Here is a 24,324-nt window from a genome sequence, read left to right on the forward strand (position 1 = left end):
CGTCGTGAACCAGCAGGGTGAGCAGCGACTGGACCAGATCGTCTTCCGCTGGGAGGGCAACCGCGGCCGGCCCGGCACCGGCATCACCGCGGTGGCGTACTCGTGCGAGCGGGCCCGCGCCGAGGAACTGCGGGAGGAACTGGCGCCGTTGCTCCAGACGGAGGGGACCGGGCAGCCCAGTCAGGTACGCCACGTCCGTCCCCGGGACGGGGAGGTCGTCGTCATCAACCGGCGGCGGGGCCCCGACGCCCACGGCCGGGCCAGCACCGAGTCGCACGCCCTGATCGGGAGCCGGGACGTCCTGAAGGCCAGGCTGTGCCTGACACTCGGGCAACTGCCGCTCCCGGTGGCCGCGCAGGGCCTGTCCGGCGCCGACCCCGCGCGTTGCCTGGGGATCGTCGAGTTCGGCGACCTCCAGAACGCCGCCGAGCCGGAATGGCAGCGGTTCACGGCTCGGGTGGAGACGGTACGCGAACCGCTCGCCGTGGTCGCGGCCCAGCTGCTGCGCACCCCGGACCACCTGATGTCGCTCCGCATCCCGGAGTTCTCGGCCGAGGACACCAACGACACGGCGCTGCTGATCTGGGGGCTGTGCGGCATGTTCGGCAACTGGCTCGGGCGGGATTTCTGGACCTACGCGACCTACGACACCACCGACAGCCACGCGCTGCGCGTCATGGGCGTACCGCACTGGCGGACCTCGGCCGTCGAGGACCTGCGCCTGGAGCGGATCGCGCTGCGCAGCGCGCCGGACGACGAGGCCCAGCGGGTCGCGGCGGAACTGGTGCGGAGGTTCCTGTCCGAGCCGATCGAGGCGGCCGGGGTGCGCCGGGTGCTGTCCCGGTGTCCCGCCGGGGCCGCCCTGCCCACGCGGGACCGCCTGCGCATCCTCGCCAGGCTGCTGGAGACGCCTCGCGTGCAGCCGGGCGGGACGGACCGGACAGGCGGGACGGACGGCCGTGCCGCGTCCGCGGCACCTCTCGCCGCAGCCGATCCGCGGCCCCTCGCACCGGAAGGACGGCCCGAGACGACGGGCGCCGGCGCTACGAGAGCGGGTGGTCCGGGCGCCGGTGACGAGGCTCCGGCCGTGGACCGGTCGCCTGAGCGGCCGACCGGTCGGCCACTCCACCCGTCCGGAGCCCCGGCATCCCACACTCCCGTTCCCGGCCCCCTCCCAGCGGCACAGGAGGGATCCGCCCACGGTGCGTCACCGGCCGGCCCGCGCCCGCACCCACAGCACCTGGTGTCCGAGCCGCCCCTCCCCCCGGCGCCCCCTCTCCTCCACCACCACGCGCACCCCGCACACTCCACCGGGGACGAGCCGACCCAGGACCGGGGCCGCGACCCGTCGCCGAACCTGCCCCTCGCCCCCTTACGGCCGCTGCCCCAGTCCCACCCCCGAGGCCGTGGCGCCGTCCGTGCCCCCCTTCTGGCCCGCGGACATCCCCGCCGAGGACCGGCCGGCGACCTGGACACCGAACCGCCCGACGACGAGGTACTGCTCGCCCGGCTGCGCGACCAGGACCTGCCGAGGAAGGAAGTCGACCGTCTCCTCGAGGCACTGGCCGACGGCGCGCGCCGCCGCACCCTGCGGCAGGCCCAGTACCTCGGCCGTCAGTTGCTGCGACAACGGCTCTTTCTGCGGCGCGGCCGAAGCGCGGGCAGGGGGACGGGGGACGGGCGGGACGCACGCGGCGTCGCCGAGACCGCGTTCTGGCTGCTCCACTGGGCCGTGCTGCCGTATGTCGACCACCCGGACATCGCGAGCTACGTCGTGCGCCTGATCCGTGACGCCTGCGGGGAGGACGGCCCGGTGGAGCGCCGCTTCCTGAGGCTGATCGCCTACGTGCCCGCCTACGGCGTGCCGAAGCTCCCCTCCGAGGCGTGGTGGGACCTGATGCAGTACCTGGGCAGAGGGGTCGTAGAGCCGTTGCCGGAGGCCGATCCGCGACCGCAGGCGCGCAGGGCCGACCACCGGCTCCCACGGGCGGAGACGGCGCAGGCACTGCCGTCGGACGACAGGTGGCGGGTCTTCTTCCTGGCGATGACCTGTGTCGCGGCGCTGCTGTTCCTCGTGCTCATGCTCGTCCTGTTGTGGTGACGCCCGCGGCGGGACCGGACGGACCACCGATGAACGAACACGGACGGTGGCGGGGCCACCCGCCGGTCCGTGCGAAAGGAAAAGGAAGACGCGCGTGACATGCAAGGAAGGCCCGGTGGACGGCTGCGCGAGTACACGGCAGCGGGTTTTCATCAGCCACGGTTCGGCGGAGAGCCCCTACAGCTGGGAGGTGTGCGAGGAGATCCGGGAGGCTCTGGCGGAGGCCGGGTACGAGGTGTTCCTGGACCGGCAGTCACTGCATCAGCAGGAGGACTGGGAGGACCAGATCCGCGAGGAGCTGGACCGTTGCGACGCGGCTGTGTGCGTCCTCGCCCGTGAGGCGCTCCCGCGGGACTGGCCGCGCAGGGAGGCGGAGATCCTGCGTCAGCGCCACGACAGGCAGGGGATCTTCCTGCTCGTGGTCCTGCTCGACGGCGTCCAGCCGCAGGACCTGGCGGCGGCTGGCCTCGGCGTTCTGAACATCAAACAGGCGCTCACGTACGCGAAGGGGACCGATGCGCGGCCGATAGCCGTCGACGTCGTCGGGAAATTCGCTCCGCTGCGAGTGCTCCCCTGCGAGGGCATGGCCATGTGCGCCTGGGTGGAGAGGGTCTCCCAGCAGCTGGGGCGTACGGACGGAAAGGTGCTGGAGACCGCGGCGCTCAAGCTCGGGCTGGAGCGCCGCGAAGCACACCGGGCACGGATTTTCAACGGAGCGCGTTTCCTCGCCCGGACGCTGCTGGACGCGGAACTCGGAGACACCGTTCCCCATGCCGTGAGTCATCTCGCCCCGTCGCTGTGCGGACAGGGACCCAGCCTCGCGCAGGACCTGGCACCGACGTGGGTGAAGGAGGAGGCGGCACGCGCCTTCGTCCCCGACAAGGGCGCACCGGAGGGCAGGACCATCCTCCTCACCGCCCGCATCCAGAAGACGGCGGAGCACCACATAGGACGTGCGATGCGCCAGGACCCGGCACGTTACGTCGACGTGTCGCTCGACCCGCTGGGGCCGGACGAGGAGGGAGCCGCGATCGACGTCCTGGAAGGCCTGCGGAAGGCCCTGGGCCGGTTGAGGTTCCGGGTCGGGGAGGAGAAGTGGCCAGACCCGGGCAAGAACGTGTTCGTCATCATGCCCGTCGAGTCGCGCGGGCGGCGAAGACTTGCCGCCGTCGTCGAGGAGCTCCGGTACAAGGCCCCCTGGCTCCATGTCGTCGCCCTCCTGGAGGACGCACCACCGGACGACACCGAGCAGAAGCGCTGGGGCCTCGAGGACGCCGTCGTGGCCCGACCCGCGCTGGACTACGACGAGGAGTTGAACGGCCACGAGCGGGTCCTGCGGCTCAACGACGCCGTCCGTGTGGAAGATCCGTATCCCACGCCCTGGAGCACCGCATGCCGCTGAAGCCCGACACCTACGCCCACGTCCGCACCTGGGGCACCACGGACCGGGGGGACGGATCCCGCTATCTGATGCCCGAGGAGGGAAGGCTGGCCGTGGAGGTGGCTCTCGCCACCGGCCGCCCGCTGCTGCTGAGAGGCAGCCCGGGCTGCGGCAAGTCCTCGCTCGCCGCCCACATCGCGGAGAAGCTGGACTGGCGGTACTACGAGCACGTGGTCACCTACCGCACCCAGGCCACCGACCTGCTCTGGACCTTCGACACGGTGCGGCGCCTCGCGGACGCGCAGGCGCGCAACGGCGACGGCGCGCTCGACGACCGCAAGTACGTGCGTCCGGGACCGCTGTGGTGGGCGTACGCCCGGGACTCGGCACTGCGGAGAGGACGCCCGGACCTGCCGGGTCTGGACAAGTGTCCCGAGCCGCTGTCCGAGACGAACGCCCGGCGGAAGGCGGACGGCGCGGTCGTCCTGATCGACGAGATCGACAAGGCGGACCCGGATGTGCCCAACGGACTGCTCGTGCCGCTGGGCGCGGCCGAGTTCACCGTGGCGGAGACCGGCGACGTCGTACGGCTGAAACGCGCGACCGCGACGGGTCCCGTGGCCACCCGCCACCTCGTGGTGATCACGACCAACGACGAGCGCGAACTGCCGCAGGCGTTCCTGCGGCGGTGCGTCGTCGCGTCGCTCCCGGTCCCGGACAAGGACGGGCTGGTCGAGATCGCCCGTGAACACCTCAAGGACAGGGAGGCCCCCGGCAACTGGACGAAGCTGGCCGAGGCCGTCGCGGAAGAGGTGGAGAAGGCCCGCGCGCAGGCGCACAAGGACCGGGTACGGGCGCCGAGCACCGCCGAGTACCTGGACGCGCTGTACGCGTGTCTCTCGCTCGGTATCAGCGTCCCGGGAGACGGGCGCTGGGGACGCCTGCGCGACCTCGTACTCCTGAAGTACCAGCAGCCGGGGGAGGGTCCGACGGCGTGACACACGACGACGACCGGCGTGCGCGCCGGAGGACCGGCGGGCGGGACGTCCCCGGCCGCGCGGACGTCTGGCTCGGCGATCTCGCGGTGGCCCTGGCGGAGATCGCCCCCGCCGACGAGGAGGGCTTCTGGCGCATCGCCCGGCTGCTGGGGCTCGGGCCGGGCTCGGAGGGTCTCGAGCCGGGCTCGCGGGCAAGGCCGGGGGCGGGGCGACGGCCGTACGGCGACGGGCTCCGCACTCCGTCCCGGCCTTCGGACACCGCCGTCCTCCGCCTCGACCCGGTCCCGGGCCGGGAGCCGACGCCGGCCGGCGCGTCCTCGACGGACGTCCGGGGGAGCGCCGCCCCTGCGCCCGGCAGGGCGTCCGGCCACCCGCCGCCCCCGGGGAGCACCCCGGACGGGGACGGCCCGCTTCGCTCCGCGGCCCCCGCCGAGGGCAGAGCCGGTCGAGGCACGCGGGCCGCACACGTCCTGGGCACCACCTCGGGGGCCGATCCGGACCCGGCCCACGAGCCGCTGCCCCCGCACCGCGAGGAGCCTCCTCCACCTCGTGTGCTGGTGCCCGCCGAGCCTGTTCGCGAGTGGCAGCAGATCTGGACCCGGGACGCACTGCCCAGGCCCGACCGGGAACTGATGCGCCGTCAGCCGCCGTACACGCCCTTGCTGGCCCGCAGTTCGACGGTCGCGCTGCTGGAGGCGGCGCTGTCGGGAACCGCACGGGACGGAGACGTGGAGATCGAGGACGTGGTGGACATCCTCGCCCGGGGGCTGCCCCTGGCCTCCCTGCCCCGGCGTGAACGGCGGACGCTGCGGCACGGAGTGCAGGTTCTAGTCGACCACGGCCCCGCCATGGAACCGTTCGCCCGGGACCAGGCCGAGCTGTGCACGCGGATCCGTGCCCTGGTCGGCAGGGACAAGACGGAGGAGCTCCACTTCGCGCGTTCCCCGCTGCGCGGTGCGGGCACGGGACCGTCGTGGACATGGGAGGCCTACAGCCCGCCGCCCCGCGGTGGCGCGGTCCTCCTGCTCAGCGACTGCGGGACGACCGGCCTGCCCGGTGAACACGCCAGGAGCACCCCGGAGGAGTGGCAGCGCTTCGCCGACGCGGTGCGGCGTGGCGGAGCCCGTCCGCTGGCCCTGCTCCCGGTGCCGCAGCGGCGCGTGCCGGGGTGGCTGTCGGCGGTGATGCCGGTGCTGTGCTGGGACCGTGGCACCACCGTCGGCCGGGTGGCCGCCCAGGTGGGCGCCTGGCGCGAGCGCTGCGGCGCCCCCTGGGCGCCGTACCGGAGCAGGAGCGGAATGCCGTGAACCCCGGTTCCGCCAACGCCGACGACGACACGAACGACGACACGAACGACGCCAGGAACGACGAGGAGGTGAACGAAAGAAGGCGGATGCTTCCGCCCGCCCCCGCGGCCCACGCCGTCGACCTTGCCACGCTGCTCAGCACGACCGTCCGGGTCGAGCCCGAGCTGATGCGGGCCGTTCGGGTCGCACTGCTGCCGCAGGCCGACGTGGGGGCGGAGTCCGACCTCTGGTTCAGCGAGTGGGCCGCGACCCGCAGCGCGCGGGCCCTGGTGCTCCGGCTCGACGTCCAGCGTGCGCTGCGGCCGCGGCTGCCCGAGGTCCTCGCGCGCTGCGCGTCGCCGCCGGGCATCGCGCCGGCGGACCGTCTGCGTGATCTGATCACCGGCTGCCACCGTCATCTCTCCCCGCTCATGCGGATCGAGGAGGAGGTCCTGTGGCTCCTGTCCCGCGACGAGGGCGACGGTGCCGGGGTACGGCGGGCCGAGGAGGCCCTGCGTTCGGTTCTGCGGGCCCTGGTCGAGGAACGGGGGCGTGAGGCGATCGCCGACTGGATCGTCACCGTGGCCCGGCGTCTGCCGCCGAGGCTCGGACGTACCGTCACCGGCTGGCAGTTCCGGTCCATCGCGTCGTTCCTGGAGCCGGACACCACCGTCGGCGAGGATGCGCCCGCCCACATCGACTGCCGGGACGCCGCACTGGTCGTGCGCGCGGTGGCGGCGTCGGGGGAGGCGGAGGTCCCCGACACCCGCATCGCCGTCCGTCCCGTCGGCGACGCGCTGCACATCGGAGGGGACGGTCAGGGCGAGCCGGACACCCTGCTCATCAGCGTGCCCGCGACCGATCCCGTGGTCCTGGAACTGCGTACGGGTACGGACGGCCGCGCCCGACCGCTCCATGTCTCCCCGGACGAACGCGTCACCGTGCCCGGGTGCACCATCGCCACCCGGCTCGTCGCCGCGAACGGTCACGTCTACGACCCGTTCGGGGCGCTCCGCTCGCCGTCGAGCGGGCATGCTTCGTCCCCGGACCCGCCCCCGACGGTGTTCCTGAACTCCGCCTCCCTGGACTCCTTCTCGCGGAAGGTCCGCGACCAGGTGGACGCGCGCCTTCGCCGACTCGGCTACGACGTCCGCGACCTGGGTGCGTTGTGGCCGGCGCGTCACCGGAGGGGTGACGCCCCCGCCACCTGGCCGGAGCGGATGGACGCGGTGGTGTTCCTGCTGGACCGGGAACTGCTCGGCTCCGCCGTCGTGCACGACCAGATCGAGATCCTCAACGCCTGGGCGGCGAGGAGCGGGGCGCCCCGGCCCGTCCTGGTGCCCCTGCGGGACCTTCTCCACGCGGACCGGGAGAGGCTGGCACGGCGGGTTGGAGCGGAGTCACGCCAATGGGTGACAGCCGTCGTGAGCCGCCCGTGGCCGAAGGACCAACCGTGGGGCGACGGTCACGCCCGGGAGGTCGCCGAGCGCGCGGTGCGCCACGCGGTCGGCGGCGGCCCGGCGTCCACCGGGCAGGGCGCAGGCTCGTTCCCCACGAGGTACCAGCTCCTCGCCCGGGTGCTCGAGAAGTACCTTCGCCGGTACGCGGCCGACGGTGACCGCGGTGTTCTCGAGCGCGCGGCCGCTCTCTTCTCACCCGACCCGGAAGCCCCGCTGCCCGCCGACGAGGCGGCGGTGCCGGCGTTCGTCCTGCTGGCCCGGGCCCGGCGTCAGCTCGCCCGGCTGACCGGCAGCGTCGACGAGGCCTACGGGGCGGTGCGGCTGCTGCGGCGGGTGCTGACCCGTGCTCCCTCGGCCGCCGGGCCGCCGGCGGAACGGGGTGCGGCACCGTCGCTCGGACAGGCCGTCGGTGAACTGCTGCGAGCCTGGTCGGACTGGCTGGACCTGACCGAGGGCAGTCGGCTGCCGGACCGTGCGGTGGCCGGACTCGACGAGGCGGTACGGCTCGGCCGTGAGCTCCTCCGCACGGATCCGGGCCCCCTGCCCCGCCTGGAACTGACGGCCTGTCTCGCACGGGTGGCGGCGAACGACGCATGGCTGCGCCGTCATCCGCAGGAGACGCGGGCGGCGGCTCTGCTCAACCTCGACGCCGCGGACGCCGCGCGACCCGGACCCCACGCGGACCGGATCGCCGCGGCCCGGACCGCGGCGCGGCTCGCGATCGCGGCGGACGCCATGCCGCTGGCGGTTCGGGCCCACGATCGATGGTTCGCACTGCTGGAGCGGACCGACTGGGAACGCCTCGACAGGGTCGGGTTCCACGCCGTGACGGAGAGCGTGGCCGGAGCGGCGGAGAACGCCGCCGCGTGCGCGCTCGCGGCCGGCGAGCCGCCCGCCGAGGCCGTGCGCCTCCTGGAGCGAGGCCTGGCGGTCCACCGCGTCGTCCTGGCCGCACGGTCCCTGTACGGACACCACGCCGGTTCCTGCCAGCCGGAATGGAGGCGGCGCTCCAGGCTGCGCCGTGAACTCTCCCGGATCTCCGCCCACTCGGCCGACGGGGCGCCGCGAGTGACGGGTGACGAGGGTCCGGTGGCCGTGCTCCTCGCGGCGGACGTGGGTGGTGCCGCGCTGATCCTCGACGGCGGGGCGGTCACCGCCGTGGCCGTGCCCGGCCTCACCGCAGCGACCGCGCGCGGGTGGTCGCCGGGGGACCCCGACCTGCGCGAGGCGCTCCGGCCGGTGGTCCAGGAACTCGAACGCGGTGCGCGCGGCGGGGACGCCTCCGGGCCACGCCGTCTGTTCTGGTGCCCTACGGGGCCGCTCTCCCGCCTTCCCGTCCACGAGGCATGGTCCCCGGAACGGGGCGGTGCGGACGCCGTACCCTCGTACGTCTCCTCCCCGGCCGAGTTCCCCGGCGCCGCCGTACCCGCCGGTCCTGGAGAGGTCTCCGCGACGCGTGCGCGGCCCGTGGTGGTGGTCTCTCCGGGTGCGGGCGACGCGGCCTGGACGGCACGGGCCGAGGCAGAGGTGCGCGCGATCAGGGGCACGGGCATGGAGTTCGATCTCCTCGCCGGTGACCAGGCCACCCGGCTGGCCGTCCTCGAAGCCGCCTCGGACGTGGAGGTCGTGCACCTCGTCGGCCGCCCGGTGCCGCACCCCGACGGCGGCTGGGCGATCGCGTTGGCGGACGGACCGCTCACCGGTACCGACATCGCCGCGGCCGATCTGTCCCGGACCCGCCTAGCGGTCCTGTCCGCCTACGGCGAGTCCGTCGGCGCAGGCAGTGAACCCGACTGGGACACCCTGGCCGGCGGCCTGCGCCGGGCGGGATGCCGGCACGTCGTCACCTCCCTGGCACCACCCGGCACCTCCGCCCGGGGTGTCGACGCGCTCGTCACCCGCTTCTACGACGCGCTCCTCGACCGCGACCGGCTCCCCCGACCCGACCTGGCCCCCTTCGCCCTGCACCGGGCGAGCACGGCCGTTCACCAGCCGGGCCGGGACCGGCCGCCCTACCACCTGGTGCACATCGGCACGTAGACCACACTCAGAGACCAACCGGAGACCCCCGTGACTTCCACCAGTGACGTCGCCACGTCGTACACAGCCGACGAGATCAAGCATCTGGAGTTCATCCAGGCGGTGGTGGCCCGCCTGGGCAACGGCTCGTTCCTGATCAAGGGATGGACCATGACGGTCGGCGGAGTCTTCTTCGGGGTCCTGGTCAACCGGCTGAGCTGGCAGCTCGCGGCGGCGGGACTGATCCCCGTCCTCGGATTCTGGCTGCTCGACTCCTACTACCTCAGGCAGGAGCGTCTGTTCCGCAAGCTGTACGACGACGTGCGGGCCCGTACGTCCGCGGTGCCGCCGTTCTCCATGAACGTGCAGCCCTATCTGCCGGTGGTCACCTGGGGGAAGGTGGCCATGTCCCGCACGATGATCAACTTCTACGGGGTCATCACGACCGTCGATCTGGCCTTCGCCGCCGCGGCGGCCTTCACGGGGCATTGAGCCACGGAGCCCGGCCCCGGCACGTCGGTCGCGCCGCTTCCGTCACATGATCGGCGTGCTGTACGGTGCGGCCATGTCGGCAGGCGGACGCGGAGCCGAGAGCTGTCCCTTCTGCGAGATCGTCGCGGGCCGGGCTCCCGCGCGGATCGTCCACGAGTCACCGCACGCGCTGGCCTTCCTTCCGCTCAATCCCGCCACACCCGGGCACACCCTGGTCGTGCCCAGGCAGCACGTCAGGGACCTGTGGCAGCTCACTCCCGAGACCGCGCACCCCGTGATGGACTCCGTGCTGCTGGTCGCACGCGGCATCGAGGCGGCGCTCTCGCCGGAAGGACTGAACCTCATCAACTCGGCCGGCGAGGCCGCCTCGCAGACGGTGTTCCACCTGCACATGCATCTGGTACCCCGCTGGACGGGCGACGCCATGGGCCCCCTGTGGCCCACGCCCCGAGCAGCGGACACGGAGGAACAGGACCGTCTGGCCGCGGCCCTGACGGAAGCGATCGCACGGACGCGAAGCATCCCCTGGACCCGATAGACCCGAGCCGGTGCCGCCGTGCTCACCTCCGCTTCGTGGTTCGGCGAGGTGCGGCAGGCGGACTTCGAGGTCAGCGCGCCCCACCACAAAAAGAACAGTGGTTCTGCTTGTATAGTCCTGCAAGCAGAACCACTGTTCTTTTTGAGGGAGGACCGTGATGCCCCGGCTCACCGACGCGCGCAAGGAGCTCCGGCGCGCCCAGATCACCGAGGCCGCCGTACGCTGCTTCGGGCGCAACGGCCTGGAGCGGACCTCGATCGCCGACATCACGGCCGAGTCCGGGCTCTCGGCCGGCTCCATCTACGCCCACTACCGCAACAAGGCCGACCTGGTCCAGGCCTCCACCCGCGAGGTGCTCGCCCAGCGGGCAAAGGTCCTCAGCGAGTACGCCGCGAGCGACACCCCGCCCGACCCGGACGAGCTGCTCGCCCGCCTGATCGCCGCGATCGACCCCGCGGCCGCCCGGGTCGGCGTGCAGACCTGGGGCGAGGCGACCACCAACCCGGTCATCCGCGAGATCGTCGTCGACATGACCGACCGGATGCGCGCGATGCTGCACGGCTGCGTCACGGCGTGGCTGGTCAAGGTCAAGCACCACGAGCCGGCCGACGCCGAGGCACGCGCCACCCCGATCGCCCACCGGGTGTTGGCGCTCTACCAGGCCGAACTGCTGTACACCGCCCTGCAATCACCGCCCGAGGAGACATCGTCATGACCACCCCGACCGCCTCGTTCGCCGACCGCACCGTTGCCCGGATCGGCTACGGCGCGTTACAGCTCGAGCGGCTGCACGACCGCCGCCGCGACGCCGTAGCGCTGCTGCGCCGCGCGATCGAGCTGGGCGTCGACCATGTCGACACCGCCGAGTTCTACGGCTTCGGTTTCGCCAACGACGTGATCCGCGAGGTGCTGCGCGCCGAGGACGGCGTCCTGGTCGTCACCAAGGTCGGTGCCGCCCCCGACCCGGGCGGGCCCCTGCCGTTGCGTCTGGCGCAGCGGCCCGAACAGCTGCGGGCCGGCGTCGAGGACAACCTGCGCAGCCTCGGCGTCGACCGGCTCCCGGTGGTCAACCTCCGGCGCCTCGACTCCGGCCCCGGCCTGCGTCCCGAGGGCGACCAAGTGGTCGACCTCGATGACCAGCTCGCGGTGATGACCGCCCTGCGCGACGAGGGCAAGATCGGCGCGATCGGCCTGAGCAGCGTCACCATCGACGGTCTGCGCCGCGCCCTGCCGGCCGGTATCGCCTGTGTGCAGAACGCCTACAGTCTCGTCTCCCGCGACGACGAGGACATGCTCGAACTGTGCGCGGCCGAGGGCATCGCCTGGGTGCCGTTCTTCCCGCTCGGAGGCGCCTCCCCGGCCCTGCCCAAGGCGACCGACGAGCCGGCGGTGCACGCCGTGGCCGAGACCCTGGGCGTCACGCCCTCCCAGGTCGGCCTGGCCTGGCTGCTGCACCGCGCCCCGAACGTGCTCCTCATCCCCGGCACCGCCGACGCCGCCCATCTCGAGGCCAACATGACGGTCGGCGAGATCACCCTCGACCCCGCGAGCCTCGCCGCGCTCGATGCGGTCGAGTCCCGCTCCAACGAGGTCCCCATCGGCTGACTGCTGCTTCTTCACCAGGCTCTGAGTTACCAAGGATGGAACATGAAGGCGATCATTTACCGCGACAACGGCGGCCCCGACGTTCTTCGGCTCGTCGACCGTGACCTGCCCGCGCCCGGCCCCGGCGAGGTACGCGTCCGGGTTGCGGTGTCCGGGGTCAACCCGACCGACTGGCAGGCCCGCTCCGGCCCAGCCCACACCAAGCACTTCTCCGAGGTCACACCGCACCTCGACGGCGCCGGCACGATCGACGCCGTCGGTGAGGGGATCGACGAGGGCCGGGTCGGTCAGCGGGTCTGGCTGTTCATGGCCGCCGCCGGGCGACCCACCGGTACCGCCGCCGAGTTCACCGTCGTGCCCGCCGAACAGGCCGTGCCGCTGCCCGACGACGCCGGTTTCGACGTCGGCGCCGCACTCGGCGTTCCCGCGCTCACCGCGCACCGCGCGCTCACCGTCGCCGAGGACGGGCCGCGCCGTCTGCGGCCCGGGGCGCTCGACGGCGCGGTGGTGCTCGCCGCGGGCGGGGCCGGGGCGGTCGGGCACGCGGTGATCCAGCTCGCCCGATGGGCCGGCGCCACCGTGATCAGCACGGTCAGCGGCCCGGAGAAGGCCCGGCTGGCCACCGCCGCCGGGGCCCACCACGTGATCAACTATCGCGAGGGCGACCCGGCCGCCGAGATCCGCGAGATCGCCCCGGACGGCGTCGACATCGTTGCCGAGGTCGCGCTCGGCGCGAACCTCGCGCTGGACCTGGCAGTACTGCGGACACGCGGCACGATCTCCACCTACGCCAACGACGGTGGCAAGCCGGTCGAACTGGACGTGCTGCGGAACATGGTGCTGAACGCCCGCCTCCAGTTCCTGGTGCTCTACACGGCCGGACCAAAGGCGCGCGCCACGGCCGCCGAGGACGTCGCCGCCGCAGTCCGCGACGGCGCCCTGCCGGTCGGCGAGGAGCACGGCCTGCCGCTGGTCCGCTTTCCGCTCGACCGCACCGCCGACGCGCACCGGGCGGTGGAGAGCGGCGCCGTCGGCAAGGTCCTGGTGGACGTCACGCGGTAGTCCGAGCCCTTCGTGATCCGCTGACGGTCCAGGGAGAACACCGTTTCCCGCCCCCCCGTGGCGGGCCGCAGACTCCACCGACCTCGTGCGGCGGGGCCACGTCCTCGAAGCCCTCGGCGTGCTGCCCGCCGCAATGTCGGCCACGGGCCGCGAAGCCGTCGTGGAACCGTTCGTGCACGGCATCACCGACCGCGACGCACTCACCCGAAAACGGCGGCCGGCAGGCGTGGCTGGGGCACCGCCCCCGGCGATGTGAGGGTCGCCGACGGCGCCACCGGCGCCGCGACCGGGTCTCGCCCCAGCAGCCGTGCTCCCCACCTGGCCCGGCGCTTGCCCTGGTGACGGCCGTATGCCACCGGAACCGCAGGTCCGCTGGATGATACGTCCGTTCCCGGGTACACGGGAGCACGGTGAGGGCAGCATGCCCCGGCCCACGGCACAGGCCGAGGCGTCCGGCCAGGGCGCTACTGCTACCGGCAGCGAGATCAAGGAGAGTGCACGGCGATGACTCAGCCGCCCCACGACGAATCCACCGCCTCCAGCCCCGAGCAGTTGCGGGAGCAGGTCGAGCAGACCCGCCACGAGCTCGGGGAGACGGTCGAGGAACTGGCCGCCAGGACGGACGTCAAGGCCCGCGCGCAGCAGAAGGCGACCGTGCTCAAGGAGCAGGCGGGCGCCAAGGCCGCAGAGCTGACCGGGCAGGTCAAGGTGAAGGCCGCCGAGGCTGCGCACCTGGTGCAGGACAAGCTGCCCGACCCGGTCAAGGACAAGGCCACCACAGCCGCCGAACAGGTGAGGGCCAAGGCCGGACAGGCCGGTCAGGTATGGCAGGACAAGGCCCCCGAACCGGTCCGCGCCAAGGCCGGGCAGGGCGCCCGGGCCGCCCGTGACCACCGCACCCTGCTGCTCGTGGCCGGCGGCGTGGGGGTGGCCACGTGGCTGCTGCTGCGCCGCCGAGGCGGAAAGTAGCCGTCGAGGCACCGAAACCCGCAACTGGATCGAAACCGCCGCAGACCGGCCGGACACCGACGCCACCCGCCGCCTGACCGGTACCCGGCGCGACTGATCGCCCCTCCGCCGGCGGCGCCCCGCCCTTCCGGGCGCTGTGGCGCCGCCGGCGGTAGCCCTGCAAGTCGGCCCGGGACCGGAAGAGGAAACCGTGACCGCGCACCGCTCAGTGCTGACCCTGGCCGCCGCGGCCATCACCGCCGCGGTACTGCTGGCCCGATGGTGGATGACCTCCCGCTCAGGTGCCGCCCGCCCCCACCGACACCCCACCGGCCCCACCGCAGACGACCGGGCCGGTGATCTCCCCCCGGCGCTGCCCGACGCCGCCGCCTCCGACCCCGTGCTGCGTGAGGCCGAAGAACTTCTCAGCGGGCAGTGGAACCGGCTGCGGTCGCTCTACCCCCCTCATCCCGACGACAGCGCGCCTCGTTGAGCCGCGGCGGCTGCCCGTGGGTGGACGGCAGGCATGCAATCGCCGTTGCGGTGCATGCGTGATGTATGAGGTGTGTCATCTACCGTGAGCCGACGGGCGAGCCGGAGCAGGTGGACTGCCGCCAGGTCGACGGGGGCCGTGCGGCGGTGCTGGACAGTCTGAAGCGTGTGGGGGAACGCGAGTTCTGCTGGGTGCATCTGGACGATCCCGGCCCCGACGACCTGGAGGAACTGGCGGGCCCGTTGGGGCTGCATCCGCTGGCGGTCGAGGACGCCGGGGAGGCGCACCAGCGGCCCAAGAAGGAGCGGTACGGAGACGTGCTCGCGGTGGCGTTGAAGACGCTGTGGTACGTCAAGGACGGCCGGGAGGTGGAGACCGGCGAGGTGATGGCTTTCACGGGTCCCCGTTTCGCTCTGACCGTGCGTCATGGACCGGCCGACCCCACCGGCGAGGCGGCCCGGCGGCTCGCCGATGACCCGCGGTTGCTGCGGTTCGGGCCCGTCGCCGTGCTGCACGCCGTCCTCGACACGGTGGTCGACTCCTACACCGAGGCCGCCCTCCAGGTCCGCACCGGCCTGACCGCGCTGGAGCGGCGCGTGTTCTCCCCGGAGCGCGAGGACCTCACCGAGCAGATCTACTCCCTCAAACGCGAGGTCCTGGAATTCCGCGACGCCGTCCAGCCCCTGGTCCCGGTGGTGCAGGACTTCGCAGGCCCCCATACCGGGTGGCCGGAGGAGATGCTGCCGTACTTCCGCGACGTCGCCGACCACATGCACCGCACCGACACCGAGGTGCGCTCCCTGGACGAGCTGCTCAACTCCGCCCTCGACGCCCACCTCGCACGGGTGGGGACCTGGCAGAACGACGACATGCGCCGCATCTCGGCCTGGGCCGCCATCCTCGCCATCCCGACCCTGGTCGCCGGGATCTACGGCATGAACTTCGCGCACATGCCGGAACTGAGCTGGACCTACGGATACCCGCTCGCCATCACCGTGATGGTCGCCGCCGCGACCCTGCTGCACCGGACGTTCCGCCACAACGGCTGGCTGTGAACGTCGGGAGCGGCGGCACCACGGCCGACGCCGCTCCAGGGTGGGTCAGTCCGGGACGAGCTGATCGGCCAGACGGCGGGCCTGGGCCAACAGCGCGCCCTGAGTAGCCAGTGCGTCGGGCTCATCGGCCACGGCACCGGGCAGTGCCCGATGGAGTTCGTCGAGGCTGCGGCGTAGCTCCTGGACAGCCTCGCGCAGCCCCCCGTGGGCGGGCTGTCCGGACCCGGCTTCCGCGAACCGGGTCCGACCGTACAGGCCGATCGCGCGAGCGGTGTGACGCAGGAAGTCTGCGTACGGGCCGGTGATCCGCCGCCCCGGGAGGGGTGCCCTGTCGTCGTGGCTCACGGTCTCCAGCACCGTGCGGGTCACTCCCGCGGTGTGCACGGCGACTTGGTCCAGTACGGCCAGCGCATCGTCGTAGGCCTGGCCCGGCGGCGAGACGGTACCCGAACGGCGCCCGCGATGATTGCCCCGCATGCTCTCCCGGCTCCAGCCGATCGCGGAGCGGGCCTGGTCGACCAGGCGGCCCAGACGCAGGGCGCGTTCGTGCCAGTCCCCGGCCGCGGAACTGCCCCCCTCACCGTGGGCCAGCCCCTCGGCCACCGCATCCAGGATCTCCTGCGCCTCCTGGGCGGCGTCCCGCAGGGCGGCGCGGGTGTCCCGCAGGTACACCGGAGGCCGGACCAGTGCGTTGACCGCGACGCCGACCACCGCGCCGAACACCGCCTCCGCGATGCGCGCGCCCGAAGTGGCCAGGGAGACATGGGCGTTGGTGAGGACGAACAACGCGCCGGTCGCGGCGTAGATGCCCTGGCTGCCCAGGCGCTGCCACTGCGCGAGCAGCAGCACGGCCGGAAGCACCACAGCCATCGTGACCAGCGTGCTGTCCAGCACCAACCCGACGGCCGTCGCCAGCACCGTGCCCACCGCGATCGCCGCCAGCTGCTGCAGGCCGTGCGCGATCGACCGGTACACCGTCGACTCCACCAGCACGACCGCCACCCACGGAGCGACGAACGCCATCGGAGCCTGCAACCACCAGCCCGCCACCGCCCACGCCACCCATGCGGCCAGCGCGGCCTTGCCGGCCTGCGCCATCAGATCGCGTTCACGGCCCGGTTCCCTCCACGCCCGCCGCGCGGCCCGCACGGCAGCCCCGCTGTGACGCCGCACCGCTCCTGCTGCCCAACCTGTCCACTCCATGACACCCAAGTGCCACACCAGGGACGACGGATGCGCCCCAGTGCGCACCTGCACTCAGGTGTGGGAGAGGGCGAAGGAGACCAGGAAGCCACTCACGGTGATCAGCCCGATGGCCAGGTGGGCGTCCTCGAACGCCTCGGGGATCATCGTGTCGGCGATCATCGCGAGGATCGCCCCGGCGGCCGTCGCGGTCACCGCGGCGATCACCGCGGGGGAGAAGGAACCGACCACCGTGTAACCCAGGACCGCCGACACGGTGCTCGCGGCGGCGATCGCCCCCCAGACGCCGAAGACGTAGCGTCGGCCGCGGCCGGCCTTCTTCATCCCGGCCGAACTGGACAGTCCCTCGGGCACGTTGCTGATGAACACCGCCGCCACGGTCACCAGACCGACCGCACCGCCGTCCAACAGGCTCACCCCGATCACCGCGGACTCCGGCACCCCGTCCAGCAGCGCGCCCAGCGCCAGCGCCATCCCGGACCCGCCCTGTTCCGCCTCCGACGGCTGCGCCTCCGTCCGCTGGTGACCGGAGCGCTTGCGGTGCCGGGCGCCCCGACGGGCCAGCCACACATTGCCCCCGGTGTAGGCCAGCGCGCCGGCCAGCGTGCCGACGGCCGCCGGAGCAAGCCCCGCCTGCTCGTACGCCTCCCCGACCAGCTCGAAGGAGACCGCCGAGATCAGCACACCGGCGCCGAAGGCCATCACGGTCGCGATCACCTTCTGAGGCACCCTCAGCCCGTAACCCAACGCGGCACCGAGCAACAGGGCCGAGCCCGCCACCAGCCCCCACAGTCCAGCCTGCACCACTTCAGCCATGCCGACCCGTCTACCCACTCCGAATGTGGATCAACGGACGACGGCACGGCCGGGCCCACCGCGCAGAGTCTTGACAGGGTTGGCTAATGAGAATAGCTTTTAGCTAACTGAGTTAGCCAACTGGGGGATGTCATGACCGAGTACCTGGCCGTCGACGGCGGCACGATCGCGTACGAGGTGGCGGGGTCCGGGCCGCTGGTCGTTCTCGCGCACGGCATGGGTGACAGTCGCGCCGCGTACCGGGCCGTGGTCCCGCCGCTGGTGGCGGCGGGCTATCGGGTCGCCGCGGTCGATCTGCGCGGCTGCGGCGAGTCCGGCGTCGGCTGGCCGGCCTGGAGCCGCACCGCCATCGCCGGCGACCTGCTCGCCCTGATCCGCCACCTGGGCGGCCCGGCCGTGCTCGTCGGCCACTCGGTCTCCGGCGGCGCCGCCACCATCGCCGCGGCGCAGGAGCCCTCACTGGTCACCGCTGTCGTCGAGTTGGCGCCGTTCACCCGCAAGCAGTCGATCCGCCTCGGCGACCTGCGGGTGCGGCGCTTCCGGCGGGGCATGCTGCGGCTCCTCGGCACGGGGATGTTCGGCAGTGTGCGGCTCTGGCGTTCGTACCTCGACGTGGCCTACCCGGGTGTGAAGCCGGCCGACTGGGCCGAGCGGCTCGGCCGCATCGAATCCCTGCTGCGCGAGCCGGGCCGGATGAAGGCCATGCAGGGCATGGGCCGCAGCGCCCCGACCGACGCCGGCGCGCAACTCGGCACCGTCCGCTGCCCGGTCCTGGTCGTGATGGGCACGCTCGACCCGGACTGGGCCGACCCGCACGCCGAGGGCTCGGCGATCGTCGATGCCCTGCCGTCCGGCCTCGGCCGCCTCGAGATGATCGAGGGCGCCGGGCACTACCCTCACGACCAGTTCCCCGACCAGGTGGTTTCGCTCATGCTCGCCTTCCTCCGACCGGACGCCGCCCGTGCCTAGGGCCGGCCTGGACCCGGCGGCCGTGGTCGCGGCCGGTGCCGCCCTCGCCGACGAGGTCGGCCTCGCCCACCTGACGATGGGGGTGCTGGCCGAGCGACTGGGCGTGCGCACCCCGTCCCTGTACAAGCACGTGGCCGGCCAGGAAGACCTCAACCGGCGCATCGCCGCCCTGGCGTTGAGCGAGGCCGCCGACGCCGTCGGCGTCGCGGTCCAGGGATACGCGGGCCGCGAGGCCCTGGCGGCCGCGGCCCGCGCCTTCCGCGCCTTCGTCCTGGAGCACCCCGGCCGGTACGCCGCGACGATCGGCGTGGAACCGTCCGGCCCGGACGACCCGCTGACCACCGCGGGCCGGCGGCTGCTCGGCGCGTTCATGGCGGTCCTGCGCGGCTACGAGATCGCAGAGCCCGACGTGGACCACGCCCTGCGCATGCTCCGCAGCCTCTGCCACGGCTTCGCCACCTTGCAGGCGGCGGGCGGCTTCCAGTGGAGCGCCGACATCGACGAGAGCTTCGAGTGGCTGATCGCCTTCACCGACCGGGGCCTGCGCGGTACCTGAGCATGCGCCTCTCGGCCGGGACCGCGTTCAGCCCGCGGTCACACGGGCGTTGACCCGTCGCATCCACTCGCGGTCCGTGTGCCACATCGGGTGGTGGGGGGCCGCGTTGGAGGTCAGGACGACGCCGTGGAAACCCGCCGCGAGGCAGCGGTCGACGACGAACTCCGCGATGTCCTTGCCGACGGCGTCCTCCTCGAAGCGCGTCAGGAGCGGGGGGTACCCGACCACGCCTTCGCGTCATCAGGCGCCCGCGTGGACGTGTGCGGCCCACACCGACGGCAGATTCGGATACTTCGCCCTGAGCTGCCTGACCGTGCGATGGACCGCCGCAGACGCGCACAACGCACCGGATCGGTCCGCGATCAACTCGCCGTAGAGCTGCTGGCTGAAGGCTGGGGCCACCGCGTCGTCGACGCGCCAGAGCGTGCCCACCACCTGGGAGAAACCGGCTATCTGAAAAGCCGCCAACGGGTGGATCGCCTCGTCGGACAGGCGCGCGGTGGTGCGGGCCGTGTCGCAGGCCGACAGGAACGCGAACTCCGCGTTCCGCAGACGCAGCCGGGAAAGGTCCAGCACCCGAAGCGGCGCGCGGTCGTGGTCGTGCAGCGCGAGGTGGCTGTCCGAAGGGTTGTCCGGGTCGCTGTACCCGTGGCAGGCGAAGTGCGCCCAGCCACTGGCCGGCAAGGCGTCGAGAACGGCGTCATGAGTCGCGTCCGCGCCGACCAGGACCGTGGCGCCGGGTACGAGAGCGGCCAGGTGGTCGGCTTCGGCCTGTGCGCCGGGCAGGTCCGGGGCACCCGGAGTGTGCGGCATCGCGACCACCAGCAGCCGCGGCTCGTTTTGGTCGTCGCGGCGGCCCGCGCGGGCGTGACCCAGGGCGCGGATCGTCGGCGTCGTCGAGGAGACGACGCGGTCGAGGAGCACAGGTCCGCCGTCGCGGTGGTGGCCCGCCGCGTGCAGGGGGAGCAGGCTGAGCGGCCCGACCGGGGCCCACCAGATCCTTGGCCACGGACCATCCGCCGCCGGTTCCGCCGTCAGCCCCAGGTCGCCGAGCACAGGGCCCACGATGGTGTCCCACAGCCACTCCAGCGTGTCATGGATCGCCTGCTCGGCGGCCAGCCGCCCCCCCCTGAACCCGGTGTGCAGAGCGCGTACGCGGTGGCTCACGGTCTCTTCGCTCAGCCGGTCCAGCGCGCGTGACCGGACCCCGTCCGGAGTGATGATCAACGCGTCGCACCGGTGCCGGCTGACGTTGACGTACACGATCGGGCCCTCGTGTGCCTGCGCGGTGAGGTCGGTGAGCAGCGGGGGCCGTAGGAACCGCTCCATCCCGGGCAGCACGCGGATCCGGTCGGTCACCGCGTCGAGCTCCTCGGCGAGGGCCACGCGGTCGCTCGTGGTGTCGGTTTCGAACTCCACGGTGAGCGTCCGGAAGCGTTCGGCCAGCTCGGGTGCCCGCTCGCGCAGGTCGGAAAGATCGCCGCGGCTGTCGAGTGCCTGGGCGGCGAGCACGCAGCGTCCGGATTCGAGCAGGGTCACCGCGCTGACCTCGTCGCCGACGGCCAGCGCGCACGCGGCCGCGTCGGCGGCGACCCCGGCGAACCGGCCGAGCCAGTACTGGGCGTCCTCGCGGTCCAGGCGGCGCCCCGCGAGCCGGGGCAGCAGCCGGACCGCGGCGGCGTACCCTTCGGCGGCCACGTCGAACTGCCCCGCCTCGGCGGCCAGATCGCCCCACCGGTCCGCCGCTTCGGCCCGGCTCTGCGTCGGCGATCCTGCAGACGCTGTGGCCTCCCGGTAGCAGCCGAGTGCCTCGGTCAGCGCGTCGCCGTCGCCGAGGTGCCGGAAGCCGAGGGCCAGGACGTTGGCGACGAGGGTCAGGAAACCCGCCCGGGAATAGGCGTCCTGCTCGGGTCTTTGCGCCGCGCTCCGGGCCAGGCCGACCGCCTCGGCGAGGACCTGCGGATCCGGCGGCTCCCGTCGCGCGGCGGCGGGTGCGACGGGGTGCGTGCACCAGTCGCCGAGCACGGCGGCCAGGCTCGCGGCGTACCCGGGCCAGTGCGGGCTGTCCTGCGGAGTCGCGGCCACGGACGCGCGACGCGCGGCGATCGCGTCGCGCAACGCGTTCCGGTCGCCGAACTTCTCGTACGCCATCGTCAGCACACCGCCGAGATTGGCCAGCCGCAGTGCCCGGCCCGGGTCGTCGTCCGCCGTCACATCCGCGGCCGCGCGGTGCGCGTCGATCGCCTCGTCGAGCACGCTCGCCTCGCCCGTCCTGATGAACCAGTCGGACAGTATGGCGCCAAGGTTGGAGAGCCGCTGGGCCTGCCCGGCGACCAGGCTCGCGCCGAGGCCGACGGACTCCCGCGCACGGTCGACCGCCTCCGACAACACCTGCAGCTCGCCGGTCACCCGGTACCGGTTGTGCAGCATGACGGCGAGGATCCCGAGCGAACGCAGGTGGTCACCCTGCCCGGCCGTGGCCTCAGCGGCACGGCGAGCGACGTCGATGGCGTCCATGACGTGGGTCAGGTCTCCGGTCGCGTGGAACAACGCGTTCAGGTTGACGGCGAGGTTGCCCATGAACCGGGCCCGCAGTGGATGGCCCGCCGATGTGCACGCGACCGCCTCCCTCTCGATGATGATCGCCTCCGCGAGCGCGGCGTGGTCCCCGAACGCTTCACCCCGGATGGTCAGCGCCGTGGCGAAGTGGTCCAGCCGCACGCCCCGACGGGGGTGCCCGGCGGGGGTCGTCGCCGCCACCGAACGCCCGAGCTCGATCGCCCGCTCGAGCAGGGCCGAGTCCCGGGTCTGCTCGAACTCGGCGGCGTACCGGCCGCACATTTCGGCTTCGGTGTCGGCGCGTTCCCAGCCACTGTTCGATTTCGGGCGCTCGCCGGTGAGCGCGGCCCATTCTCGTTCCGTGGTCGCCAGCTCGACGAGGTTCTGCGAGTGCCGCGGATCGGTGACCGGGGTATGGGCCGCCAGAGTCTGCCGGACCCGAAGCAGTTCGGCCAGATCATCCCGCGTTCCGCGAGCCCGGTAGCGGTCGTCGAGAAGGTACGCGAGGATCCTCAACCGGTCGAGCACGTCGGACGACCCGGCCGGCGTGAGCTCCACCGCTCGCCGCGCGGCGTCGACGGCTTCCTCCACGACACCGGTCTCCCCGGTCTCCTGGGACCAGTCGCGCAGGACGACGGCGAGGAAGTGCAGACTCCTGGCGGTGGACACGTCATCGGGGGAGCACTCGGCGGCGGCCCGCGCGTGCTCGGCGGCCTCCGCCAGGGGGGCGAGGTCCTGCGTCACGGTGAACGCCGTCCGCAGCGCGACAACGAGGTTGGCCAGGTAGAACGCCTTCTTCGCGGACGGTTCCTCATCGACGGCCGTCCGGCTCCAGTACAGCGCGTCGGCCAGGGTGCCACGGTCCTGGTTCTGCTGGAACGCGGTGTGCAGCAGCATGCCGATGTTGTTGGCGTAGCTGGCCGAGTCCTCCGGGTTTTCGTACGTCAGGACGTAAGCCTCCATGACTTTGTGGACGGCTTCCCGCAGGAACTCGAAGTCTCCGGTCTGGTGGTAGCGGGTCTGCAGCAGGCCCCCGAGATTGGACAGGACCGAGCAGCGCTCGGCCACGTCCTCGGCGGCCAGCAGGGCATGGCCGAGGTCGATCGCCTTCTCGACCGACGCGGGGTCCGCGCTGTGCCGGGCCACCCGGAACGCCTCCCAGAACCGCTCGGCCAGACCGTTCGCGGGCCCGCCGCCCACGTGTCAGTCCTCGTTGCCGTTCGAGGTGCCGGCCGGGCCGCCGGGCGCCTCGTCCGGCTCGGCGACCGTGCGTTTCGGGGTGTAGCCGCGTTCCCCTGCCTCCTGCAGCAGCGCCGCCTCTTCGGGCGTGAGCTCGGGTTCGTGCGAGAGCTCGGGTTCGTGCGCCATTACCGCTCCTCCCCCGGCACGGCCGCCGGTTCTCCGGCTTCGACGAACTCCAGCACGTCGAAGTCTTCCGCCCGCAGCCGCAGGCCCGCCGTCCCGTGCACGCGCGCGCCGAACGCCCCGTCGGCACCCATCACGCGCGCCGATTCGAGGTACAGCTCCGCAGGGTGGGGGTACGAGGAGGCGTACGACCGGTTGCCGTACCAGCCGCCCGCCCAGTTGCCGTCCTTGAGCCGCACGCGCACGAAGCACGGTTCGCGGTCGCGGAACGCGTGGTCCCAGGCGCTGGGCGTGTGCAGGAACCGAGCCTTGCGCCGCTGCCGATCCACCAGGGAAACGGTGACCGCCGCCACGGCCGGCACGACGAGGAACAGCACCACGGCGACGAAGCCGACCACTCGCGGCCGCTCCACGAAGCCGTCCCAGCCGCCGCCGGCGCCTCGAGCCAGGCGAACCAGTGCCGGCCCCGCCATCACTGCGTACAGGGAGTCCAGCGCGATCGACGCGACGATCGCCCGCAGCACCCGCTCACCCAGATCACGCTCACCGGGCACCGGCCCGCGGCGGCGTTCCCGGACGAACTGATAGGTGACCCCGGGCAGCACCAGAAGGACGAGCAGAGCGAGCTGCACGACGGTCGCAGGAGCCTGCACTCAGCACCCCCCATGTCTCACGGACTCCGCTCGATCAGGCTACTGGCTTGCGTCTCCGCGGTCGGCAGAACACCCCTTTCCGCGGCTACCGGGAGGCAGCCCGCTGAACTGCCGCCCCGAACCGGCCGACCACTGTGCTTCCCGCATGGCCGCCGACGACGAAACGCACCGCCCGGAACCCTCTTCGGAGGACACACAGGCCGACCCGCCGCCAGAAGGCAGCGACGGGAAGAAGCCCTTGCGCCGGCGCCTCGCTGTGCGGGCGGGTCAGGGCAGCCGGGGGAGGGCGTCCCGAGCCGTGTGACTGAGGATGCGCAGGTCCTCCGCGAACCGCTCGCGGTCCGCCTCCGGCAGAGGGTCCACGAAGTACCGCTTGATGTTCTCCACATGGAGCAGGGACGCACGGACCGCGGTCTCCTCGCCCAGTGGGGTCAGCCGCACCAGCTTCCCGCGGCGGTCGGCGGGGGACTCCACGCGCGTCACGAGCCCCGCCGCCTCCATACGGTCGACCAGCCGGGTGGCCCCGCCGGTGGTGAGCACCTGCTCCTGGGCGATGGCCCGCATGGAAAGCCCCGGCTCGCCCGCCCGCCCCAGGATCAGCAGCACCTCGAACATCAGGTGGCTGATGCCGCACTCCTCCTCGAGCGCCCGTCCGAGGATGTACTCCAGCCGGTTGGCCGCCCCTTGCAACCGGCCGAACGCCAGGACGAGTCCGTGGTCGGCGGCCTCCTTCGCCGTCCTGATGGCTGCCTGCTCGCTCAAGTC

At 72.9% G+C, this 24,324-nt stretch carries 22 protein-coding genes; 15 read left to right on the forward strand and 7 right to left on the reverse strand.

Annotated features, from left to right (window positions below; translation table 11 throughout):
- Positions 1-4: 4 nt before the first annotated feature.
- From ACIBVL_RS41280 to ACIBVL_RS41340, 13 genes are all read left to right on the forward strand, one after another.
- Positions 5-2,101 carry a hypothetical protein gene (locus ACIBVL_RS41280; RefSeq protein WP_399106077.1) on the forward strand — a complete coding sequence of 699 codons (2,097 nt, stop codon included), beginning with the start codon at positions 5-7 and terminating at the stop codon, positions 2,099-2,101.
- A 94-nt stretch (positions 2,102-2,195) separates the two neighbouring features.
- On the forward strand, positions 2,196-3,503 hold the full coding sequence (locus ACIBVL_RS41285; RefSeq protein ID WP_399106079.1) for a toll/interleukin-1 receptor domain-containing protein: 1,308 nt from the start codon (positions 2,196-2,198) through the stop codon (positions 3,501-3,503).
- Entirely contained in the window at positions 3,494-4,480 is a 987-nt protein-coding gene (locus tag ACIBVL_RS41290) for an AAA family ATPase (protein ID WP_399106081.1), read from the forward strand. The genes ACIBVL_RS41285 and ACIBVL_RS41290 overlap by 10 nt, the downstream gene beginning before the upstream one ends.
- Positions 4,477-5,787 carry a hypothetical protein gene (locus ACIBVL_RS41295; RefSeq protein WP_399106083.1) on the forward strand — a complete coding sequence of 437 codons (1,311 nt, stop codon included), beginning with the start codon at positions 4,477-4,479 and terminating at the stop codon, positions 5,785-5,787. The genes ACIBVL_RS41290 and ACIBVL_RS41295 overlap by 4 nt, the downstream gene beginning before the upstream one ends.
- Complete coding sequence (locus ACIBVL_RS41300; RefSeq protein WP_399106085.1) at positions 5,784-9,266, forward strand: CHAT domain-containing protein; 3,483 nt, start codon at positions 5,784-5,786, stop codon at positions 9,264-9,266. The genes ACIBVL_RS41295 and ACIBVL_RS41300 overlap by 4 nt, the downstream gene beginning before the upstream one ends.
- A gap of 30 nt (positions 9,267-9,296) precedes the next feature.
- Positions 9,297-9,737 carry a hypothetical protein gene (locus tag ACIBVL_RS41305; protein WP_399106087.1) on the forward strand — a complete coding sequence of 147 codons (441 nt, stop codon included), beginning with the start codon at positions 9,297-9,299 and terminating at the stop codon, positions 9,735-9,737.
- A gap of 73 nt (positions 9,738-9,810) precedes the next feature.
- A complete protein-coding gene (locus ACIBVL_RS41310) occupies positions 9,811-10,275 on the forward strand; it encodes an HIT family protein (RefSeq protein WP_399106089.1) in 465 nt (154 codons plus the stop codon).
- A gap of 157 nt (positions 10,276-10,432) precedes the next feature.
- The gene (locus tag ACIBVL_RS41315) at positions 10,433-10,990 is read left to right on the forward strand and encodes a TetR/AcrR family transcriptional regulator (RefSeq protein WP_399106091.1); all 558 of its coding nucleotides are present in this window, start codon (positions 10,433-10,435) and stop codon (positions 10,988-10,990) included.
- The gene (locus ACIBVL_RS41320; protein ID WP_399106093.1) at positions 10,987-11,880 is read left to right on the forward strand and encodes an aldo/keto reductase; all 894 of its coding nucleotides are present in this window, start codon (positions 10,987-10,989) and stop codon (positions 11,878-11,880) included. The genes ACIBVL_RS41315 and ACIBVL_RS41320 overlap by 4 nt, the downstream gene beginning before the upstream one ends.
- A gap of 42 nt (positions 11,881-11,922) precedes the next feature.
- Positions 11,923-12,942 (forward strand): NADPH:quinone reductase, encoded by a 1,020-nt coding sequence (locus ACIBVL_RS41325; protein WP_399106095.1) that lies wholly within the window; start codon positions 11,923-11,925, stop codon positions 12,940-12,942.
- Positions 12,943-13,446: 504 nt separating this feature from the next.
- Positions 13,447-13,911 carry a DUF3618 domain-containing protein gene (locus ACIBVL_RS41330; protein ID WP_399106097.1) on the forward strand — a complete coding sequence of 155 codons (465 nt, stop codon included), beginning with the start codon at positions 13,447-13,449 and terminating at the stop codon, positions 13,909-13,911.
- 190 nt (positions 13,912-14,101) lie between these two features.
- On the forward strand, positions 14,102-14,383 hold the full coding sequence (locus tag ACIBVL_RS41335; protein WP_399106099.1) for a hypothetical protein: 282 nt from the start codon (positions 14,102-14,104) through the stop codon (positions 14,381-14,383).
- 65 nt (positions 14,384-14,448) lie between these two features.
- Positions 14,449-15,438, forward strand: a complete 990-nt coding sequence (locus tag ACIBVL_RS41340; RefSeq protein ID WP_399106101.1) for a magnesium and cobalt transport protein CorA — start codon at positions 14,449-14,451, stop codon at positions 15,436-15,438.
- A 45-nt stretch (positions 15,439-15,483) separates the two neighbouring features.
- Here ACIBVL_RS41340 and ACIBVL_RS41345 read toward each other — a convergent pair whose 3' ends face one another.
- A complete protein-coding gene (locus ACIBVL_RS41345; protein WP_399106103.1) occupies positions 15,484-16,641 on the reverse strand; it encodes an aromatic acid exporter family protein in 1,158 nt (385 codons plus the stop codon).
- Between the two features lie 54 nt (positions 16,642-16,695).
- Positions 16,696-17,457, reverse strand: coding sequence for a ZIP family metal transporter (locus ACIBVL_RS41350; protein WP_399106105.1), 762 nt, complete (start codon positions 17,455-17,457; stop codon positions 16,696-16,698).
- A 132-nt stretch (positions 17,458-17,589) separates the two neighbouring features.
- Between ACIBVL_RS41350 and ACIBVL_RS41355 the strand changes: the two genes are divergently transcribed.
- Together ACIBVL_RS41355 and ACIBVL_RS41360 are read left to right on the forward strand one after the other, a co-directional pair.
- Entirely contained in the window at positions 17,590-18,426 is an 837-nt protein-coding gene (locus ACIBVL_RS41355; protein WP_399106107.1) for an alpha/beta fold hydrolase, read from the forward strand.
- 22 nt (positions 18,427-18,448) lie between these two features.
- Complete coding sequence (locus ACIBVL_RS41360) at positions 18,449-18,982, forward strand: TetR/AcrR family transcriptional regulator (protein ID WP_399106136.1); 534 nt, start codon at positions 18,449-18,451, stop codon at positions 18,980-18,982.
- Between the two features lie 27 nt (positions 18,983-19,009).
- Here the strand turns inward: ACIBVL_RS41360 and ACIBVL_RS41365 are convergent, their stop codons facing one another.
- The 5 genes from ACIBVL_RS41365 to ACIBVL_RS41385 all read right to left on the reverse strand — a co-directional run bounded on the left by ACIBVL_RS41365 (position 19,010) and on the right by ACIBVL_RS41385 (position 24,321).
- Entirely contained in the window at positions 19,010-19,210 is a 201-nt protein-coding gene (locus ACIBVL_RS41365) for a hypothetical protein (RefSeq protein ID WP_399106108.1), read from the reverse strand.
- Positions 19,211-19,222: 12 nt separating this feature from the next.
- Complete coding sequence (locus tag ACIBVL_RS41370) at positions 19,223-22,741, reverse strand: CHAT domain-containing protein (RefSeq protein ID WP_399106110.1); 3,519 nt, start codon at positions 22,739-22,741, stop codon at positions 19,223-19,225.
- Positions 22,742-22,744: 3 nt separating this feature from the next.
- Positions 22,745-22,909 (reverse strand): hypothetical protein, encoded by a 165-nt coding sequence (locus ACIBVL_RS41375; protein ID WP_399106112.1) that lies wholly within the window; start codon positions 22,907-22,909, stop codon positions 22,745-22,747.
- Entirely contained in the window at positions 22,909-23,559 is a 651-nt protein-coding gene (locus ACIBVL_RS41380) for a DUF6338 family protein (RefSeq protein ID WP_399106114.1), read from the reverse strand. Before ACIBVL_RS41380 ends, ACIBVL_RS41375 begins: the two co-directional genes overlap by 1 nt.
- A gap of 267 nt (positions 23,560-23,826) precedes the next feature.
- Positions 23,827-24,321 (reverse strand): MarR family winged helix-turn-helix transcriptional regulator, encoded by a 495-nt coding sequence (locus tag ACIBVL_RS41385; protein ID WP_399106116.1) that lies wholly within the window; start codon positions 24,319-24,321, stop codon positions 23,827-23,829.
- Positions 24,322-24,324 lie beyond the last annotated feature (3 nt).

The sequence above is a fragment of the Streptomyces sp. NPDC049687 genome (assembly GCF_044465285.1).
GTDB lineage: Bacteria > Actinomycetota > Actinomycetes > Streptomycetales > Streptomycetaceae > Streptomyces.

Excerpts from the sequence above, each read along its gene's own strand:
- ACIBVL_RS41310 (WP_399106089.1), top strand. The coding sequence starts at position 9,811 with ATGTCGGCAGGCGGACGCGGAGCCGAGAGCTGTCCCTTCTGCGAGATC.
- ACIBVL_RS41340 (WP_399106101.1), top strand. The coding sequence starts at position 14,449 with ATGAGGTGTGTCATCTACCGTGAGCCGACGGGCGAGCCGGAGCAGGTG.
- ACIBVL_RS41355 (WP_399106107.1), top strand. The coding sequence starts at position 17,590 with ATGACCGAGTACCTGGCCGTCGACGGCGGCACGATCGCGTACGAGGTG.
- ACIBVL_RS41375 (WP_399106112.1), bottom strand. The coding sequence starts at position 22,909 with ATGGCGCACGAACCCGAGCTCTCGCACGAACCCGAGCTCACGCCCGAA.
- ACIBVL_RS41345 (WP_399106103.1), bottom strand. The coding sequence starts at position 16,641 with ATGGAGTGGACAGGTTGGGCAGCAGGAGCGGTGCGGCGTCACAGCGGG.
- ACIBVL_RS41325 (WP_399106095.1), top strand. The coding sequence starts at position 11,923 with ATGAAGGCGATCATTTACCGCGACAACGGCGGCCCCGACGTTCTTCGG.
- ACIBVL_RS41320 (WP_399106093.1), top strand. The coding sequence starts at position 10,987 with ATGACCACCCCGACCGCCTCGTTCGCCGACCGCACCGTTGCCCGGATC.
- ACIBVL_RS41330 (WP_399106097.1), top strand. The coding sequence starts at position 13,447 with ATGACTCAGCCGCCCCACGACGAATCCACCGCCTCCAGCCCCGAGCAG.
- ACIBVL_RS41350 (WP_399106105.1), bottom strand. The coding sequence starts at position 17,457 with ATGGCTGAAGTGGTGCAGGCTGGACTGTGGGGGCTGGTGGCGGGCTCG.
- ACIBVL_RS41315 (WP_399106091.1), top strand. The coding sequence starts at position 10,433 with ATGCCCCGGCTCACCGACGCGCGCAAGGAGCTCCGGCGCGCCCAGATC.
- ACIBVL_RS41290 (WP_399106081.1), top strand. The coding sequence starts at position 3,494 with ATGCCGCTGAAGCCCGACACCTACGCCCACGTCCGCACCTGGGGCACC.